This is a genomic window from Flavobacterium poyangense (assembly GCF_011751075.1).
GTDB lineage: Bacteria > Bacteroidota > Bacteroidia > Flavobacteriales > Flavobacteriaceae > Flavobacterium > Flavobacterium poyangense.
Genome location: NZ_JAALLN010000009.1, coordinates 73,863 through 91,258, shown reverse-complemented (window position 1 = coordinate 91,258; position 17,396 = coordinate 73,863). Strand labels below are relative to the sequence as shown.

13 protein-coding genes and 4 tRNA genes are annotated in these 17,396 nt (G+C 35.6%); 9 read left to right on the top strand and 8 right to left on the bottom strand.

The window, feature by feature from the left end; translation table 11 throughout:
- Window positions 1-520: 520 nt before the first annotated feature.
- Complete coding sequence (locus tag G3A47_RS14960; RefSeq protein ID WP_166923705.1) at window positions 521-2,866, top strand: TonB-dependent receptor; 2,346 nt, start codon at window positions 521-523, stop codon at window positions 2,864-2,866.
- A 32-nt stretch (window positions 2,867-2,898) separates the two neighbouring features.
- Window positions 2,899-4,095: a hypothetical protein gene (locus G3A47_RS14955; RefSeq protein ID WP_166923703.1), complete on the top strand. Its 1,197-nt coding sequence runs from the start codon at window positions 2,899-2,901 to the stop codon at window positions 4,093-4,095.
- 94 nt (window positions 4,096-4,189) lie between these two features.
- Here G3A47_RS14955 and G3A47_RS14950 read toward each other — a convergent pair whose 3' ends face one another.
- From G3A47_RS14950 to G3A47_RS14925, 6 genes are all read right to left on the bottom strand, one after another.
- Complete coding sequence (locus G3A47_RS14950) at window positions 4,190-4,423, bottom strand: hypothetical protein (RefSeq protein ID WP_166923701.1); 234 nt, start codon at window positions 4,421-4,423, stop codon at window positions 4,190-4,192.
- A 461-nt stretch (window positions 4,424-4,884) separates the two neighbouring features.
- Complete coding sequence (locus G3A47_RS14945) at window positions 4,885-5,478, bottom strand: hypothetical protein (protein WP_166923699.1); 594 nt, start codon at window positions 5,476-5,478, stop codon at window positions 4,885-4,887.
- A gap of 351 nt (window positions 5,479-5,829) precedes the next feature.
- Window positions 5,830-5,903 (bottom strand) — tRNA-Arg (locus tag G3A47_RS14940).
- 94 nt (window positions 5,904-5,997) lie between these two features.
- Window positions 5,998-6,071, bottom strand: a tRNA-Arg gene (locus G3A47_RS14935).
- Window positions 6,072-6,086: 15 nt separating this feature from the next.
- Window positions 6,087-6,161: transfer RNA gene (locus tag G3A47_RS14930), tRNA-Pro, on the bottom strand.
- A gap of 14 nt (window positions 6,162-6,175) precedes the next feature.
- Window positions 6,176-6,259, bottom strand: a tRNA-Ser gene (locus tag G3A47_RS14925).
- Between the two features lie 241 nt (window positions 6,260-6,500).
- Between G3A47_RS14925 and G3A47_RS14920 the strand changes: the two genes are divergently transcribed.
- From G3A47_RS14920 to G3A47_RS14905, 4 genes are all read left to right on the top strand, one after another.
- Window positions 6,501-7,679 (top strand): acetyl-CoA C-acyltransferase, encoded by a 1,179-nt coding sequence (locus G3A47_RS14920; protein ID WP_166923697.1) that lies wholly within the window; start codon window positions 6,501-6,503, stop codon window positions 7,677-7,679.
- 68 nt (window positions 7,680-7,747) lie between these two features.
- Entirely contained in the window at window positions 7,748-8,512 is a 765-nt protein-coding gene (locus G3A47_RS14915; RefSeq protein WP_166923695.1) for a C40 family peptidase, read from the top strand.
- Between the two features lie 91 nt (window positions 8,513-8,603).
- Window positions 8,604-9,104: a type II RES/Xre toxin-antitoxin system antitoxin gene (gene parS, locus G3A47_RS14910; protein WP_166923693.1), complete on the top strand. Its 501-nt coding sequence runs from the start codon at window positions 8,604-8,606 to the stop codon at window positions 9,102-9,104.
- On the top strand, window positions 9,104-9,574 hold the full coding sequence (locus G3A47_RS14905; RefSeq protein ID WP_166923691.1) for an RES family NAD+ phosphorylase: 471 nt from the start codon (window positions 9,104-9,106) through the stop codon (window positions 9,572-9,574). The genes parS and G3A47_RS14905 overlap by 1 nt, the downstream gene beginning before the upstream one ends.
- Window positions 9,575-10,174: 600 nt before the next feature.
- Here G3A47_RS14905 and G3A47_RS14900 read toward each other — a convergent pair.
- Entirely contained in the window at window positions 10,175-11,020 is an 846-nt protein-coding gene (locus G3A47_RS14900) for an AraC family transcriptional regulator (protein ID WP_166923689.1), read from the bottom strand.
- A 121-nt stretch (window positions 11,021-11,141) separates the two neighbouring features.
- Here G3A47_RS14900 and G3A47_RS14895 point away from each other — a divergent pair, with 121 nt between their 5' ends.
- The 3 genes from G3A47_RS14895 to G3A47_RS14885 all read left to right on the top strand — a co-directional run bounded on the left by G3A47_RS14895 (window position 11,142) and on the right by G3A47_RS14885 (window position 13,171).
- A complete protein-coding gene (locus G3A47_RS14895) occupies window positions 11,142-12,128 on the top strand; it encodes an aldo/keto reductase (protein WP_166923687.1) in 987 nt (328 codons plus the stop codon).
- A gap of 156 nt (window positions 12,129-12,284) precedes the next feature.
- Complete coding sequence (locus tag G3A47_RS14890) at window positions 12,285-12,896, top strand: NAD(P)H-dependent oxidoreductase (RefSeq protein WP_166923685.1); 612 nt, start codon at window positions 12,285-12,287, stop codon at window positions 12,894-12,896.
- Window positions 12,893-13,171, top strand: a complete 279-nt coding sequence (locus G3A47_RS14885; RefSeq protein WP_166923683.1) for a putative quinol monooxygenase — start codon at window positions 12,893-12,895, stop codon at window positions 13,169-13,171. The genes G3A47_RS14890 and G3A47_RS14885 overlap by 4 nt, the downstream gene beginning before the upstream one ends.
- Window positions 13,172-13,676: 505 nt before the next feature.
- On the opposite strand, the gene G3A47_RS14880 is transcribed toward G3A47_RS14885, so the two are convergent.
- Complete coding sequence (locus tag G3A47_RS14880) at window positions 13,677-17,351, bottom strand: PKD domain-containing protein (protein WP_166923681.1); 3,675 nt, start codon at window positions 17,349-17,351, stop codon at window positions 13,677-13,679.
- Window positions 17,352-17,396 lie beyond the last annotated feature (45 nt).

The window sequence follows — 17,396 nt, the reverse complement described above, 5'->3', positions numbered from 1 at the left end:
TCAGAATTTAAAAGTTGTGTGCAATCCTTTACAAGGAAATTTGATATTCACCGGTTTCATCTATGGTGGTCGACGTAGAGATTTCCTTTATTTTAATAGTAACAGAATCTGTACTATTATGTGAAGTTCTTAGTTTACCGGTCAAACTGACGGTCTGTGCAAATATTAAACTGCTTATAAAACATAAAATGTTGTTTAAAGCTATTTTTTTCATAACTATTTTTGGCTTTTAAATTGGGCGCAAAAATATATTATTTTTATTTATTCTTAATAATTAATAAATCCAATTTTGGTGATTACATCGAGTATTATTACCCTTTTTAATAGCATGAAGTAACCAATATTCAAAGCCCCTTATGTCGTTAGAGTAAGATTAACGACTTCTTTAGCAAGCTAAACCAACTAATTACCAATTACTTAAGCTTAAATTATTTTTATTTAGAACAATTAAAAATTGTTTTGTTTTAACAAAGCTTTAATAATATATTTGCAAACAATTAATTTATAGAATTTTAAAATAATGTGCGCACAAGGAATCAAATTTTTATTAGCCTTTTTTTTAATAACAGCCAATATTTACAGTCAAAACAATAAAATCAAAATCTCCGGAATTGTAGTAACCAATACTAACAAACCAGCCGAAGGTGTTTCAGTCTCGATAAAGGGAACTTCTTACAGTGACTTTACTAACGAAAAAGGAGAGTATGAAATTACTGCAGCACCGGGTAACTATACTTTAGTAATCAGCTCGGTAGGTTTTAAACCAAAAGAAATAGAAATAACTTTAGGGCAGTCAGATCAAAAAATTAAGCAAATAAGCATAGAAGAAGATACCGCCTCTTTAGATGAAGTTAAAGTGATAGGAAAATCTAAAGAACAACATGTCCGTGAACAGGCATTAAACTTAAATTCTATTGAACTCAAAAAACTGTATAATACCTCAGCAGATTTAAATCAGATATTAAACCGTACTTCAGGAATTAGAATTCGTGAAACAAGTGGTTTGGGAGGTGATTTTAACTTTTCTATTAATGGATTATCAGGCAAGCAAATCAAATTTTTCATCGACGGCATTCCAATGGAAAACTTTGGAAGCACCATGTCTTTGAATAATATACCTATAAATTTAGCGGAACGTATCGAGGTTTACAAAGGTGTTGTTCCTGTTTCATTGGGAGCAGATGCATTAGGAGGTGCGGTAAACATTGTTACCAACCAAAATATCAATAATTATCTGGATGCCAGTTACAGCTACGGATCATTCAATACACACCGAGCGGCAGTATCAAGCAGATACACCAATGAGAAAACCGGATTTACAATAGGAGTAAATGGTTTCTATAATTTTTCAGATAATAATTACATCATGAAAAATGTCACTTTAACCGGTGAAAGTACGCTACGCAATTTCAGAAGATTCAATGATGGTTTTAAGTCAACCATGGTACAAGTTGAAACCGGTTTTAGAAATAGAAAATGGGCAGATATTTTCCTAATTGGTTTTCAATATGCCGATCGTCATAAAGAACGCCAAACAGGTGCAACTCAGGAGCATGTTTTTGGAGAAGTGCACTCTTCCGGAGATTTTTTAATGCCGAGTATAAAATATAAAAAGGATAATTTTTTAATTGACGGACTAAGTGCCAATTTATATGCCTCTTATGCCGTGGACGAGAGTACAAATACAGATATCTCAATCAATAAATACGACTGGAACGGCGAAGTGATACGTAAGGATCCAAACTTTTCAGAGCAGGGACCTTTTCAAATATTTAAATATAAAAATAAATTTACAACCGGTCGGGCAAACTTTGGTTACCAACTCAATGATAACAATACATTTAGCTTCAATTACAATTTGAGTAACAGCACAAGAGAAGGTGTCAATCATTATAACTTAAGCAATCAGGAATCAAATGCATTGGATATACCCAACAAATTAAATAAATCTATTGCAGGATTGGGCTGGGAAAATCAATCTTTTAACAATCGCTTAAGTACCTCTGTATTCGTAAAAAATTATCGCTTACATACTTATATCAGGGAAGCGGTATTTTATAATACGACTGGCTATAAAAAAGAAGAATCCGAACTTACCAATACTTATTTCGGGTATGGAACAGCATTGAGATACAAATTTAATGATGTCAGCGGAATAAAAGCTTCTTTTGAACATACTTATAGAATTCCGGAAGTTGAAGAATTATTGGGAGACGGAATTAATGTTCTTGCCAATCCCAAATTAAAACCCGAAAGCAGTGATAATTTTAATCTGGGTGCTTACTATAACTTTATTTTCCAGGATTATCAATCTGTTTCAATTGAAGCAAATGGATTTATAAGAAAGGCTCAGGATTTTATTCTCTTACTTCCAGGTGGCATTTTTTCTACCTATACCAATATTGGAAAAGTAGATATTACCGGTATAGATGCTGATATTAAGTACAACTATAAAGCATTTAACGCTTCCTTTAATGCAAGTTATAACAATTCTATAAATAAAGACATGACATCATCTGCCTATTTAGACAGATTACCAAATCAGCCTTGGCTCTTTGCTAACGGAAATGTAGGATATGGAAAAGAAAACTGGTTAGGAAAAGATACGAAAATTCAATTTAACTGGTACTCACAATACATCCACTGGTTTTACTTAACATGGCCAAGCAAAGCCTTTGAAGCCGGTAAAAGCAGAATTCCAACTCAGTTTATTCAAAATGCAAGTATCAGTTATTCATTGAAGAACGGAACCTATAATATTGCATTAGACTGTACAAATATCTTCGATTCAGAAGCATATGACAATTACAAATTACAAAAAGCCGGAAGAGGTTTTTATATAAAACTGAGATACTTCATCAAATAATAACGAATAATAAATAACTTAAATTAATAATAATGAATACCAAATTAAAATTTCTAAGCTTATTGAGTATTGCTCTACTAGCTCTTACTTCTTGCAGCAATGATGATAAAAAAGAAAATGACCCAACGACAACCGGAGAAGAATTTGTTTTTGCCGGAGGTGTTGAAAATCCTTCTGCAGCTTATATGCTTACCTCCGGAACTTTAAGCAGTGGTTTTGTTTCAGCAAATGGTAATGGAGCGGAACTAACAGGAAACGGCAGATTGTTTAAAAATGGATTTTACTACAAACTGGCTAACGGAAAACTTTCTAAGTATAAGTTTGAAAAAAACTTACTTAATTTATCAAAAGAAATCACATTGGCCGGAAACGCTTTATGGTCATATTGGTTAAATGATACTACACTTATTGTATGGAACGGTACAACATCGGCACCAAACGCAGATCTTACTTATAACATTGTCAATACTGATGATTTATCAGTAACAAAATCAGGAACTTTGACTGTTACAGGTTTACAAGCTACAGACAAATCTATTTATCTTTCAGGATGCGTTTTAAATAACGGTAAATTATACTTACCGTATACAGTATATCATTCAGGATGGACTAGTACTTCTGTTGCTTATTTAGCCTCTGTAGACTATCCTTCTATGAGCAATTTAAAAATTGACACTGATACTCGTTCCGGTGCTTTAGGTACATTTTCTACTTTAATGGGTGGTACAATAAAATACAATAACGATCTTTATATTATTACAGACTGTGGAGACCGTTGGGGATCTGTCGCAGATAAACCAAGTGCTATTTTCAAAGTAAACAATGGCGCAACAGAAATTAACACGGATTACTTTTTTGATTTATCTGCGATCAGCGATGGAAACAAAGAATTTTACGGTCTTTATGATCTAGGAAACGGAAAAGGAATTACACGTCTTGGAAGAAAAGACCTTCTATTAACTTTTGATGATTACAACAGCACAGACGTATTTGAATACTATGTTGTTGACGTAGTTGCTAAAACTAAAACAAAATTAAATTTACCGTTAAGCCATTACGTAAGCTCTACTCCTGTTCTGGTAGAAAATGGTAAAGCTTACATTCTAGTATCATCCAAAACAAATGGAAAATTTGTATACACTTATGATATAAATTCAGGCAATTTAACAAAGGGTATTGAAGTAAAAGGTTTAGATTATGTAAACTGGATTTCAAGATTAAACAAATAAACAATTTATAAGTAATTGCTAAATAATAAGGTCGGAATTTAAATTCCGGCCTTTTTTTTAATAAAACATTGTCGTTACTAAGTATTAGTTTGACTTAAACAGCTAAAAAAGGTATTGAACTACTAACTCCATTATTTAAATATAAAGGAGTACTTGCTCCAATCGTTAACATCGAACTTGAGCAGACGATATTTAACAAAGCCATCAGTAAAGCAGTAAAACAGCTTGATACGGCAGAAAAAACAGCATTAGAACATCCCGAATTAATCGATAATCCTACTCTAAACGAAAAACTGTCAAATTTTGACGCGCTTTTAAAAATATGCATTTTTTACAATGACGGAAGAATTTTATCCAATGCATTTAGCAACATTTCACAAAATCATGATCCCCAAGTTTTGCCTCTTTTTATCACAATAGGTACATTCTATCAATTTGTATCTTATATACAAGTATATAATGAGAACTACAGATATCTCATAATTCAAAATCTGCTTAAAATAAGAGAAGAATATTAAAAAAAAATATCATAATTAATGCCTTTGATATAAATACTGGAGCAATAGGTCTTCTAAGATAAATCTTTCGGAATAAACATTCTTAGCTGAATGTTTCGGAAATCAATTCTTTTCCTATTTTCGATGTCACTAACATTTCGTGGCTTCAAGAAGTGGTGAACTTCGTAATCGCATCTTTTCCTCTAAAAAAAATTCTTGCGAAAGAAAAACGTTAATTTACCACATTTTTAGGCATTTCTTTAAACCGTTATTTAGCGGTTCGCTATTTAATTTATAAGTCACGTTTTGCTTTAGTTTTAATAATATTTCCATTTATTTTATCAAAATAAACTAAAGCAACATAACATCGTGTTACACTTTCGTGTTCTATAGATAATTGAATATCGCCTTTGTCTGTTTTCCAAACTGAAAAATATTTACAATTATCAAATTTAACTTTATACATTTTGCTATTATCATCATTTGGTTGGGTATATGAAGAACCATCAAATTTTTCAGTAACGTCTGTAGGTTTGCCATATTTTTCAGTTAGCATATCTTTTAAGTCAAAATAGTTTCCTGATAGAGTTGACCAAGTTTCTTTATTGGGAAATATAACTCCGATTTTATAAACCAAATCTTTTTGTTTTAAAGTAGAAACAACAATCATACAATCTTTATATCCAGCAAAATCTCCGTTTAATATTGCGGTTTCATTTTCTGTCCCCAAATTAGTAAAATCTTCTTGCTTCATTTTAGAAACATATTCATCAAGTGTTCCATCTATTGGAACGCCTTTAAAAATCAAATGTTCGGACGATTGAGAATAAGTGAAGCTACAAATTGTCAAATAAATCAATAAAAATAAAGTAATTTTTGTCTTCATATTTTTAGTTTTAAAGTTCCTTTTCTGCTACCGTGCTCGATATTGACTGCTAACGTTCCCTTGCCAGAAGAGATTTAGTGTTAAATTAAGCCTTATTATCGGATTTACCTAAATTTTTTAAACACAAGACCATTTTTAAACTAAGCCAATTACCCAGATCTCTTGTATCAAGTCTATTGGCTTTTTATTTTAGATTATTCATCCACCACTTGATTAATTTTGAAATTTCTAAATTTTCACCTCTAAGTACTTTCCATTCACAAGCTAATTTAATCCACAGATATTTTCAATATTGCAAAAAAAACGTGAACAACAAAAACCAAAAAAGCCACTCAATTGAGTGGCTTTTTGTGAACGCAGAAGGATTCGAACCTTCGACCGCCTGCTTAGAAGGCAGGTGCTCTATCCAGCTGAGCTATGCGTCCATAATGTCATTTTTTTAACCGCCTGTTTAGGAGGTAGTTGCTCTATCTGCGGTGATAGTAACAAAAAAACCACTCTATCGAGTGGTTTTGAATGTGAACGCAGAAGGATTCGAACCTTCGACCGCCTGCTTAGAAGGCAGGTGCTCTATCCAGCTGAGCTATGCGTCCATAATGTAAACGTAGTCGGGGTGGCAGGATTCGAACCTGCGGCCTCCTGCTCCCAAAGCAGGCGCGATAACCGGGCTACGCTACACCCCGAGGCAAAATTTAAGCGGAGAGACAGGGACTCGAACCCTGGCGACGGTTACCCGTCGACAGATTAGCAATCTGCTCCATTACCGCTCTGGCACCTCTCCAAGCTCAAGGAAACGTGTCCTGTTTTGCGGTGGCAAAGGTATGACAACATTAGATATCTCACAAGTATTTCGACGCTTTTTTTTGATTTTTTTTAATCTTTTTTTCAAAACACTTCACAATCAAACAAATAGAATTAACAAAAATTTCACCTAAAATTTAAAATCCAATCCAATTCACTCAAAATTTGAATTTGTTTAAATAAAGATTAAATTTGCTTGATTAACTAATATCACACAGAAAATGAACAAAAGAGTTGTTATCGTTTCTGCCGTTAGAACACCTATCGGAAGTTTCATGGGAGGTTTATCTACCGTACCCGCACCAAAACTGGGTGCTGCCGCTATAAAAGGAGCACTTCAAAAAATTAACCTGGATCCAAAATTAGTTGATGAAGTTTTCATGGGCAATGTGGTACAAGCCGGAGTTGGACAAGCGCCAGCGCGTCAGGCAGCACTTTTTGCCGGTTTATCTGAAAACGTTGCCTGTACAACTATAAACAAAGTTTGTGCCTCGGGAATGAAAGCTGTAATGTTCGCTGCTCAGGCAATTGCTTGTGGCGATGCTGAAATTGTAGTGGCCGGAGGAATGGAAAACATGAGTTTGATTCCACACTACGTACAAATGCGTAACGGAAACAAATTTGGCCCTGCGACAATGCTGGACGGAATGCAAAAAGATGGTTTGACTGATGCTTACGATAACAACGCAATGGGAGTTTGCGCTGACTTATGTGCATCTGAATACAAAATCACCCGTGAAGATCAGGACAATTACGCTATTCAATCGTATGAAAGAAGTGCAAAAGCCTGGGATGCCGGAAAATTTGATGCCGAAATCGTACCTGTAGAAGTACCTCAAAGACGCGGAGAACCGATTATCGTTTCTAAAGACGAAGAATACACTAATGTAAAATTAGATAAAATACCTTCTCTAAGCGCTGTTTTCACCAAAGACGGAACGGTTACTGCTGCCAATGCTTCAACAATCAATGACGGAGCTGCTGCCTTAATTTTGATGTCGGAAGAAAAAGCAATCGCACTTGGATTAAAACCACTTGCTTTCGTAAAAGGTTACGCAGATGCGGCTCAGGAACCTAAATGGTTCACAACTAGTCCTGCAAAAGCATTGCCAAAAGCCTTAGACAAAGCAGGAATTGCACTTAGCGATGTTGACTATTTCGAATTTAACGAAGCTTTTGCTGTTGTTGGTTTAGCCAACTCACAAATTCTTGGACTTGCTAACGACAAAGTAAACGTAAATGGTGGTGCAGTTTCATTAGGACATCCTCTAGGTTGTTCGGGAGCCCGAATTATTGTAACTTTATTGAATGTCTTAGAACAGAACAATGCTAAAACCGGTGCCGCAGCAATTTGCAACGGTGGTGGCGGTGCTTCGGCAATTGTTATCGAAAGAGCTTAAAACATATTACATTAGGAGTTATTTACAACCAAAATAACTCCTAATTTTCAACTTATAAATGACCTTAAATGTTCGGAATTTGCAATCTAGCTATAGTACCCGTTCGATCTGAACCAAGTGACAGAAGTGAAATCGTCACACAACTTTTGTTTGGTGAGCACCTCGAAATCTTAGAACGTCAAAATCAATGGGCCCGAATAAGAATTCAATTTGATGATTACGAAGGCTGGGTAGATTCGAAACAATATCAGGTTATTTCTGAAGCTAATTTTAATCAATTAAGCAGTGAAGCCATTATACTAAATGCAGATCTGATTGATTATATTACTTCTCCCGACAGCAATTTATTGCTTCCAATTCCGATTGGGGCTTCTTTGTCATTTTTAAATAACAGCGAAATTAATACCAGCAATTTCGATTTTGAAGGCACTAAAACAAGTGGCATCAAACCCAAAAGCGCTTTAATAAATACCGCCTTTATGTACCTCAACGCACCTTATCTTTGGGGCGGAAAAACACCCTTTGGCATTGATTGCTCAGGGTTTACACAAATGGTATACAAACTCAACGGTTACAAAATACATCGCGATGCTTCACAACAAGCCCTTGAAGGACAACCTTTAAGTTTTATTGAAGAAAGTGAAGCCGGTGACTTAGCCTTTTTTGATAATGACGAAGGAAACATCACTCACGTAGGCATCATTATGGAAAACAACTACATTATTCACGCCAGTGGAAAAGTACGCATTGACCGTTTAGATCACTTAGGAATTTACAATCCGGAAATTAACAAACACACGCATAAACTACGTGTGATAAAAAAGATTATTTAATTCTCTCTACCCCCGTTTGAAATACATTTTTCACAACTTTAACAATTAAAACAGCAAAATTGTTTTATATTTACAGCAAATCAGTTGTATCATGAAAAATGCAAAGCAAAAAACAGAACCTTTTGATACTAAAAGAAGTATACAAAATGCATCCGGAAAAGTAATCTCAATTAAAAGATCTACTTTAAACTCTGATGGAAAAGTATACAGCTGGGGGAATCAACTGGAGCGTGTTGAAGTGATAAGGTCGGGAATTCCATACGATTCAATTGAAGTGATAAGCAGAAGACTAAACAATCCTGTAAAATCAATTTTAACCATAGTCGGAATCCCACAAACTACTTATAACAAAAAGAAAAGCGAACATCTTTTATTAGACAGCAGAGACAGTGAATTGGTAATCTTAATCAACGAATTAATCGATTACGGTCTCGAAGTTTTCAATAACGAAGAGGAAAAATTTCAACGATGGCTAAAAAAGCCAAACCTCTCAATTGGCGGAAACACACCCGAAAACATGCTCGATACCATCACCGGAATCAATGAGGTTAAATTTAGCTTAAACCGTCTGGAATTTGGAAATTTAGCCTGATGATTGTCTACAGAATCGAAAGAGAAAAATACCTGTCTACCACTTTAAAAGGGATTGGAGCGTCAATGTCCCATGGTTTTCGCTGGAATAGCTTCAACACCAGAATGACCTACACTGCTGAAAGCAGAGCATTAGCAACACTGGAAGTTGCTGTTCATTTGGATTTAAGCGAAGATTTACCGGATGATCGTTTTTATGTAGAAATCGAAATACCGGACGACATAACGATCCAGGAAGTAAACATAAACGATTTACCTCCAGAATGGAACTCGAAACCACCAACTTTAATAACACAAACCATTGGGGATGATTTTGTAAACTACAATGAGGCAGCCATATTAAAAGTTCCCAGCAGCATTGTGCCTCAGGAATTTAATTATCTAATCAATCCAAATCACAATGACGCACAAAAAATCAAAGTTTTAAGCACGACCAAAATGGTTTTTGATTCCAGATTTAAAAACAAATAAAACACATACAAAAAAAATTAAACACGAATTACACGAATTTCCACTAATTTTTTTTTTGCAGGCGGTTAAGAAGTAAAATCATTTTAATCCTTTAATCAGTGGCAAAAAACTCAGCACTAAGAATAGCAAATAATTAATTCGTAGAAATTCGCGCAATTAGTGGCAAAAACTTTTTTTTAAGCACTATCAAAATGTTTTTTGATTCCAGATTAAAAGCAGATAAAACACTTGCAGAAAAAAATTAAACACGAATTACACGAATTTCCACTAATTTTTTTTTGCGGGTGGTTAAGAAGTAAAATCATTTTAATCCTTTAATCAGTGGCAAAAAAACGCTGCACTAAGAAAATTAATAATTAGTGCAAATTCGTGTAATTCGTGTTTAACTCTCTTTAAGCACTAATCATTCTAATCCTTTAATCAGTGGCAAAAAAACACTGCACTAAGAAAATTAATAATTAGTAAAAATTCGTGCAATTAGCGGCAAAAAACTCTCTTTAGGCACTAATCATTCTAATCCTTTAATCAGTGGCAAAAAAACGCTACACTAAGAAAATTAATAATTAGTGAAAATTCGTGTAATTCGTGTCTAACTTTTTTTTAAGCGCTAATCCGGATTGTTCTTCTGTATTCTGAAGGACTATTTCCTCTTTGCTTTTTAAAGAATTTATTAAAATGGCTTTCGTCGGTAAATCCGAATTCATAGGCAATTTCATTGATTCTTTTTTCACTAAACTGCAAACGGTGTTCAATCAATTTCGTTTTATAATTACTGATGTATTGCTGCATCGTTTCGTTAGCATGTTTTTTGAAATAACGCCCCAAATAGGTATTTGAAATTCCAAAATGCGCACTAATCGATTCGGCTTTTATTTTCTCGGGATAATAAATATTATTCTGAATATACTGCAATATATCTATAGCCTTGGCCTCACAACCAATATTTACCTGTTCCGGTAAGTATTTCGCAATATTTCGAGCCACAATAATAATCAGCGTATTGACCAATTGCTGAATCAATTCCTGATTGTAAACATCTTTATCCACATGTTCCCGAATAATCGCTTCGGTCATTACTTTCACCAAACACTTATCGGAATCATTCTTTAGAATACACCCCGGCTGATGATTGGCGTTTTGAAGAATATATTCCAATCGCTGAATATTTTCATTCTGTAAACTCGAATTTTTCAAATAAATATCATTGAATCTCAAAAAGAAAAATGTCGTTTTGGTCTCAATTGTAAAATTATGACAATCTTCGGGGGTCAGTAAAAACAAATGTCCGGCATCATACTCAAAGATATTTTTGTTGATACATTGTGAGCCCGTTCCACCTAGAATGTAGACCAATTCAAAAAAATTATGACGGTCTCCAACATCAGGATATTCGTCCAGAGTTTCGAATGAAACCGTAAAAGGCTCGTATAAGTTTTCTTTTCCCATTTTGCAGCTAATTTGATTCAAGTTGCAAATATACCTAAAAAAGACAAAATTATACAAATTACAAGTCATAAAAACAGTATAATTTTGCTTCATAATTTTTAAAGCACAAAACAAAACGATTATGGAATATAGAAAACTAGGCAATACTGAACTCGAATTATCAGCAATAACCTATGGTGCCTTTGCAATTGGAGGCACTATGTGGGGCGGAAACGAAAAGAAAGATTCAATCGACTCCATTCATGCATCAATCGACAACGGCGTTACCACAATAGACACTGCTCCTTTCTACGGATTTGGCTTAAGCGAAGAAATGATTGGTGAAGCCTTACAATCACAAGACCGATCAAAAGTACAATTGTTAACCAAATTTGGTCTGGTATGGGACGGAAGCAATAAAGGCAAAGGAGATTTTTTCTTTGATGCAGACGACAACGGAAAAAAAATACCGGTTTACAAATTCGCATCCAGAGAAAATATAATCAAAGAAGTAGAAGAAAGTCTAAAAAGACTAAAAACCGATTATATTGATTTACTGCAAATTCACTGGCCTGATTCCACTACTCCAATTCAGGAAACTATGGAAACCATGGATTTATTAATTAAAGAAGGGAAAATCAGAGCTGCCGGAGTTTCAAATTATGATGTTTCGCAATTAGCAGAAGCTCAAAAAACAATTTCGTTGGCCTCAAATCAGGTTCCCTACAGCATGCTGAATCGCAAAATAGAAGCCGATTTAATTCCGCTTAGCGTTGCGGAGAACATCGGAATCATAGCTTACAGTCCAATGGAAAGAGGTTTGCTGACCGGAAAATACTTTACCGACACCAAACTAAAAGACAACGACCATAGAAACGGTTATTTTGGTCAGTTTGATCTTCAACAAGTAAAAACCTTAATTGAAGAATTGAGTGCCTTAGCACACGCAAAAGAAGTCAGTTTAGCGCAGTTGGTTTTACGATGGACGACTTTACAAAAAGGAATTACAATAGTTCTGGCCGGAGCAAGAAATGCAAAACAAGCCATCTCAAATGCAAAAACAATGCATTTTGATCTTGATGCTTCAGAATTAGAATTTATCAGTCAGGCTATTTCAAAAATAAAATAAAGATCCTAAAATAGAACCATAACATTAATTTGGGTGTGCCCCGCAGAAAAAGCGGGTCGGGTCATCCGCTTTATCTTTTGCTTTTTAAAGAAAAAAACAAAAGGATATCGCTCCTGCCCCTCACACGATACTCTTAATAAAATAAAACAATAAGAAATGAAAAAAATATTTATAATAAACGGTGGGCAAAAATTTGCACACTCAGGCGGAAAATTCAATCAAACCGTTCAGGACTGGACCATTGAATTTCTTTCTCAAAATAACAAATACGAAATAAAAACAACCCATGTTGAAGACGATATCAATCTACGCGAAGAAGTAGAAAAATTCGTTTGGGCCGATTTAATTATCTACCATACACCGGTTTGGTGGTTTCACATACCAAATCTTTTCAAAAAATACATCGACGATGTTTTTACTGAGGGACATGAAAACGGGATCTACAAAAGTGACGGAAGAAGCCGCGTAAATCCGGACCTGAATTACGGAACCGGAGGGCTTCTGCACGGTCGCAAATACATGCTTACCACAAGTTGGAATGCACCAAAAACGGCTTTCACCTTACCCGGCGAATTCTTTGACGAAACCAGCGTTGATGATGGTGTAATGTTTGGTTTTCATAAAATGAATAAGTTTACCGGAATGGAGCCTGTAAACAGTTTTCATTTTCACGATGTTGAAAAAGGTGCTACAACAGAAAATATTGCTATCTTTAAACACGACTATACCAACCATTTAGAAGAAACTTTTAAAAACCTACAACCATGATCTCCATAACAGCTATCATAAAAAGTAATAAAGAACACATAGCCGAAATTCAAAATATGATCTCTCATCTGGTGAATGAAACCAGAAAAGAAGCGGCCTGTATCCGATACGATCTTCATACCACAGCAAATGTATTTATCATTTGGGAAGAATGGCAAGATCAAACCGGACTTGATTTACACAACAATCAATCTTATTTACTGGATTTTATTTCTAAAAGCGAACCTTTTTTATCAGCACCGGTTCAGGTTTACAAAACGACTCAACTGTTGTAAAACACTAAAGATCAATTTTCCTGCATCAGATTCATAACTTTTTTTTGTCACAACCCGAGCGATAGCGAACTGACGAAGCAATTGCACGAATTTACACGAATTGTTTTTGTTTTTACTCTGAATTCAATTGCTGCATCACAACAATAAATAAAAAAATCCTTTTAACTTGTAGCTGTTGTTTTTTGCCACAGATTAAAAGGATTAAACTGATTATTTATAAAAACTTTTTAAAATTTAATTCGTAAAAATTAGTGCAATTTGTGGCAATATTTTTTACTAATTATTATGCTTTTACTCCGAACTCAATTGCTGCGTCACAACTATAAATAAAAAAATAATCCTTCTAATCTGTGAAATCTGTGGCAGTTTTTTTTTAGGTCTGCCACAGATTAAAAGGATTAAACTGATTATTTATAAAACTTTTTAAAATTTAATTCGTGCAAATTAGTGCAATTGCTTCGCCAGTTCGCTATCGCTCGGGTTGTGGCAACTAAATTTCTAAAAATTATTGCTTGATTATTTTCTGTGTGTACGACTTCTTTGTCGAAGAAGTCACATTTAGAAAATACACCCCTTTTGTCTTCCCGGAAAGATTAATACTTTTATCATTGTTATACTCTCCCTGGAAAGTTTCTTTATAAATCGTCCTGCCTCCCACATCGTGAACAGTAACCGTATATTGATCCGCAGCAGGCGTTATCAAATGAAACACATTATTGGACGGATTTGGATACACCTGAACTCCTGCCAGATTATTTAATCCTTTTGGTTTTGTTACAGCCAAATTAGAGCCGTTATCTATTTTTAAATTATCAAACCAGATTCGGGTTCCATAACCGGAAGTGTTTTTTATTTTAATCAAAACATTCTTTTGATTTTTCACGACACTTAAATCAATCTTTTCCTTTCTCCAATCAGAATCTTTAGTCGGAATCCAATCGTTGGTTTCATTTGCGCCCGTTGTTGCAGGATCGTCCTGAATTGGAGGCGAAACGGTCTGCAACTGCAATTGATTTCTAGAATACACATTTGTCCACGTAACGCCACAATCTGAAGATACTGTAATATCTATTTGATCGGGAGCCGGAGTAGGATCAAAAGCATTTAAGTACTGCGTATAAGCCAGATCAAAGTATAAAAACGGACTCGTAGCAGAAGAAAAATCCATTGCTTTTAGAACTAACTCGTCTATCATACCAGTAGGGTTATCGGCATTATTAATGACCATACAAGACAAATCCCCTTTACCGGCATCCGAACGTTTTTCCCATGTAATAACGTCTTTATCCAGATTACTGATTTCCCAATCCTCAATAGGAAAGTTTCCTTCAAAATTTTCTGAGAAAGGAATACTATTTTTACCTTTTACAACTACAACTCCCGTTTTTGACATAACTGATCCTGTACCGTAAGAATTAGAAGCTGTCAAAGTAACATTATACGTTCCCGGACTATCGTAAACTACAGCAGGTGTTTCGCTTGTAGAAGTAGCCGGTGTACCACCCGGAAATGACCAGGACCATGCGGTAGGCTCCCCAGTTGAATTATCTTTAAAAACAATCGGCAAATCACTACACTGCCTTTGACTCTCGATTACAAATTCTGAAAATGGCGTTGCTTTACTGTCAAAAGTAAATTTCAAATTATCAATCCATATTCTTGAACCGTATCCGGAAGTATTTTTAAACTTAAACAAAACATTTGGTACTCCTTTAAAATTGGACAACAACACTCTTTCTGTTCTCCAATGCGAATCCGAACTTGGAATCCAGTTATTTGGATCTGTGCTAACAAAAGTTTCCAGTTCCATATGTGTTTTTAAATAAACACTTTCCCAGGTAAGACCGCAATCTTTTGATGCCAGAATTTCAAGAACATCAGGGCTCACTGCATCAAATTTAGCATAAGCAACATCAAAGGAGAAGTCAGTTATTCCAACCGATAAATCAACCGGTTTCAGAATAATTTCGTCAATCTCACCCACTGTTCCATTATCAGCATTATTCATTACCATACAAGACAGGGAATTATGCCCAACGTCGGCTCTTTTTTCCCATGTTAATTTATGATCCGGATTACTGATTTCCCACTCTGCCGGAGGAAAAGTATTTTCAAAACCTTCCGTATAAGAAACCCTGTCAGGATCTACAACCGTTATAAAATTACTTTTAGTTATCGTTGTTCCTGTTCCGTTTGCATTTTTGGTAACAAGTGTCACTCCATACGATCCTGGTGTAGCATATGTAACTATTGGGTTCTTCTCAGTAGAACTCGCTGGTGTTCCTCCCGGGAAAGACCATTCCCATGAAGTTGGATTTCCTGTTGAAACATCTAAAAATGGAGTCGTAACGCTAGAACAGCGCGTTCCTCTGACATTAGATGTAAAATCAGAAACGGGAGTCGTAGCCTGAGTAACAGCAACATTTACATTGTCTATCCAGATTCTCGTTCCGTAACCTGATACATTTGCAAAACGAATAGAGACATTATTATTTCCCTGATAAGCAGAAAGATCTACGATTTCTTTTCGCCAGTTGGCATCGGTAAGCGGGATCCAATTATTTGCCAAAGCCGTTGGAACTGCTGTGGTCTCTAGAAGTGTATGTGTTTTCGAATACACATCGTTCCAGCTAAGGCCGCAATCTGTAGAAACCTGTACTTTTAAAACATCTGGACTTGCATCATCAAATTTGGTGTAGGCCACATCAAAAAACAACTGACTGTTTTGCCCCGCCGTAAAATCAAGATAAGGCAATCTGATGTAGTCCAAAGCCCCTACCGCCGCATTATCTGCATTGTTCATAATCATACATGAACCATCATTATGCCCTACATCTTTTCGTTTTTCCCAGGTTAGACCATTGTCCGGATTCGTAACCTCCCAACCTGAAGGAGGGAAAACACCGGTGAAATTTTCTGCTAAATTTACCCCCGATTTTTGATCTACTTCGATATAATTCAACACTTGTTTAGTATTCGTTCCAAGAGCGTTTGTCACCTCTAATGTCACTTTGTATTTTCCTGACGCATTGTACATCACAACCGGATTGGGATCTGTAGATGTTGCCGGAGTCCCCCCTTCAAAAGTCCAGACTCTGGAACTCGGTAGTCCCAAAGAACGATCTTTAAAAAAGATTGTCTTACCGGAACAAATAGCGGTTGTATTGCTGTTGAAATTAGCAATAGGAGCTGTTTCAATTACCCCAACAGAACTAAGATTGCTTTGCTGCCACAATAGTCCACGTGGGTATTTAGCAACAGTCAGATCATCTAACCAATACGTCATGGCATTGGTCTGGTCTCTGGTATACATGTTCTGACAATCTGTATTGTAATCCATATGGTTTTCGGCATTGGGGTAAACGCCGCAGCTATTTAGTACATTTCGGGCACAACCTTCTGCAACTTTGGTTGGCGGAGTGTCGGCCATACCATCATTAACAGCATCACAATCATCCTGAAAAGTATGTTTTAAACCAAAATAATGCCCAAACTCATGTGTCATTACTTTTGCAAAAGTAGCGCTCGCATGGGAACCACATGTACTCCCAATATATCTGTGATTGTAAGCAACACGCGGAATAGCATCCTGAATCGGTAAAAAGGCATGTCCCGAACCCACTGATCCCTGCCCTGTATTGGGTTCGTCTACAACTAAAACATCCAAATAATATTTATTGTTTTTACCGTACCAGATATAATCATAAATTTTAGCATCGTAGCCATCTACCACATGCGCTTCAGGATGCCAGTCTAAACCTGGAATATCCAACGGATTTCCCTCCGGATCAACAGTAGCCAAAACAAACTGAATGTTTAATTTACTTTTGACCGCATCAAAGCGGGGATCGGTAGTAGCGTATTCCGGAAACAGCCCGTTAAAGTCTTTGTTTACCGTAAGCAATGCATCATCAATTCTACATTTCATCTGCTCTTTGGTAAAAACATTGTTGATGTTAGTCCCATCTGCAAGAATATGAAACACCACCGGAACAATATAAGGTGTAGCAACGGTTTTCCGGGTACCCGATTTTTTCCATGTTTTAATTTTAGATAACGATTTGAGAAAGGCAGCTTCTTCCTTTGGTGATAATTTGGTTCCGCATCCGATTGGGTTTTGACCAAAGGAAATGAAGAACTGAAACAGAAAAACTGCAGCAAAAAAGTAGTTTTTTTTCAAAATAATGGTTCTTTTTAGGTTAGTGGTTTTTTAAATAGCATCCTA

Bases quoted from the DNA above. Each gene is read 5' to 3' on its own strand.
- G3A47_RS14950 (WP_166923701.1), bottom strand. From the start codon at position 4,423: ATGCATATTTTTAAAAGCGCGTCAAAATTTGACAGTTTTTCGTTTAGA.
- G3A47_RS14895 (WP_166923687.1), top strand. From the start codon at position 11,142: ATGGAATATAGAAAACTAGGCAATACTGAACTCGAATTATCAGCAATA.
- G3A47_RS14920 (WP_166923697.1), top strand. From the start codon at position 6,501: ATGAACAAAAGAGTTGTTATCGTTTCTGCCGTTAGAACACCTATCGGA.
- G3A47_RS14885 (WP_166923683.1), top strand. From the start codon at position 12,893: ATGATCTCCATAACAGCTATCATAAAAAGTAATAAAGAACACATAGCC.
- G3A47_RS14900 (WP_166923689.1), bottom strand. From the start codon at position 11,020: ATGGGAAAAGAAAACTTATACGAGCCTTTTACGGTTTCATTCGAAACT.
- G3A47_RS14955 (WP_166923703.1), top strand. From the start codon at position 2,899: ATGAATACCAAATTAAAATTTCTAAGCTTATTGAGTATTGCTCTACTA.
- G3A47_RS14890 (WP_166923685.1), top strand. From the start codon at position 12,285: ATGAAAAAAATATTTATAATAAACGGTGGGCAAAAATTTGCACACTCA.
- G3A47_RS14945 (WP_166923699.1), bottom strand. From the start codon at position 5,478: ATGAAGACAAAAATTACTTTATTTTTATTGATTTATTTGACAATTTGT.
- G3A47_RS14960 (WP_166923705.1), top strand. From the start codon at position 521: ATGTGCGCACAAGGAATCAAATTTTTATTAGCCTTTTTTTTAATAACA.
- G3A47_RS14915 (WP_166923695.1), top strand. From the start codon at position 7,748: ATGTTCGGAATTTGCAATCTAGCTATAGTACCCGTTCGATCTGAACCA.
- parS (WP_166923693.1), top strand. From the start codon at position 8,604: ATGAAAAATGCAAAGCAAAAAACAGAACCTTTTGATACTAAAAGAAGT.
- G3A47_RS14905 (WP_166923691.1), top strand. From the start codon at position 9,104: ATGATTGTCTACAGAATCGAAAGAGAAAAATACCTGTCTACCACTTTA.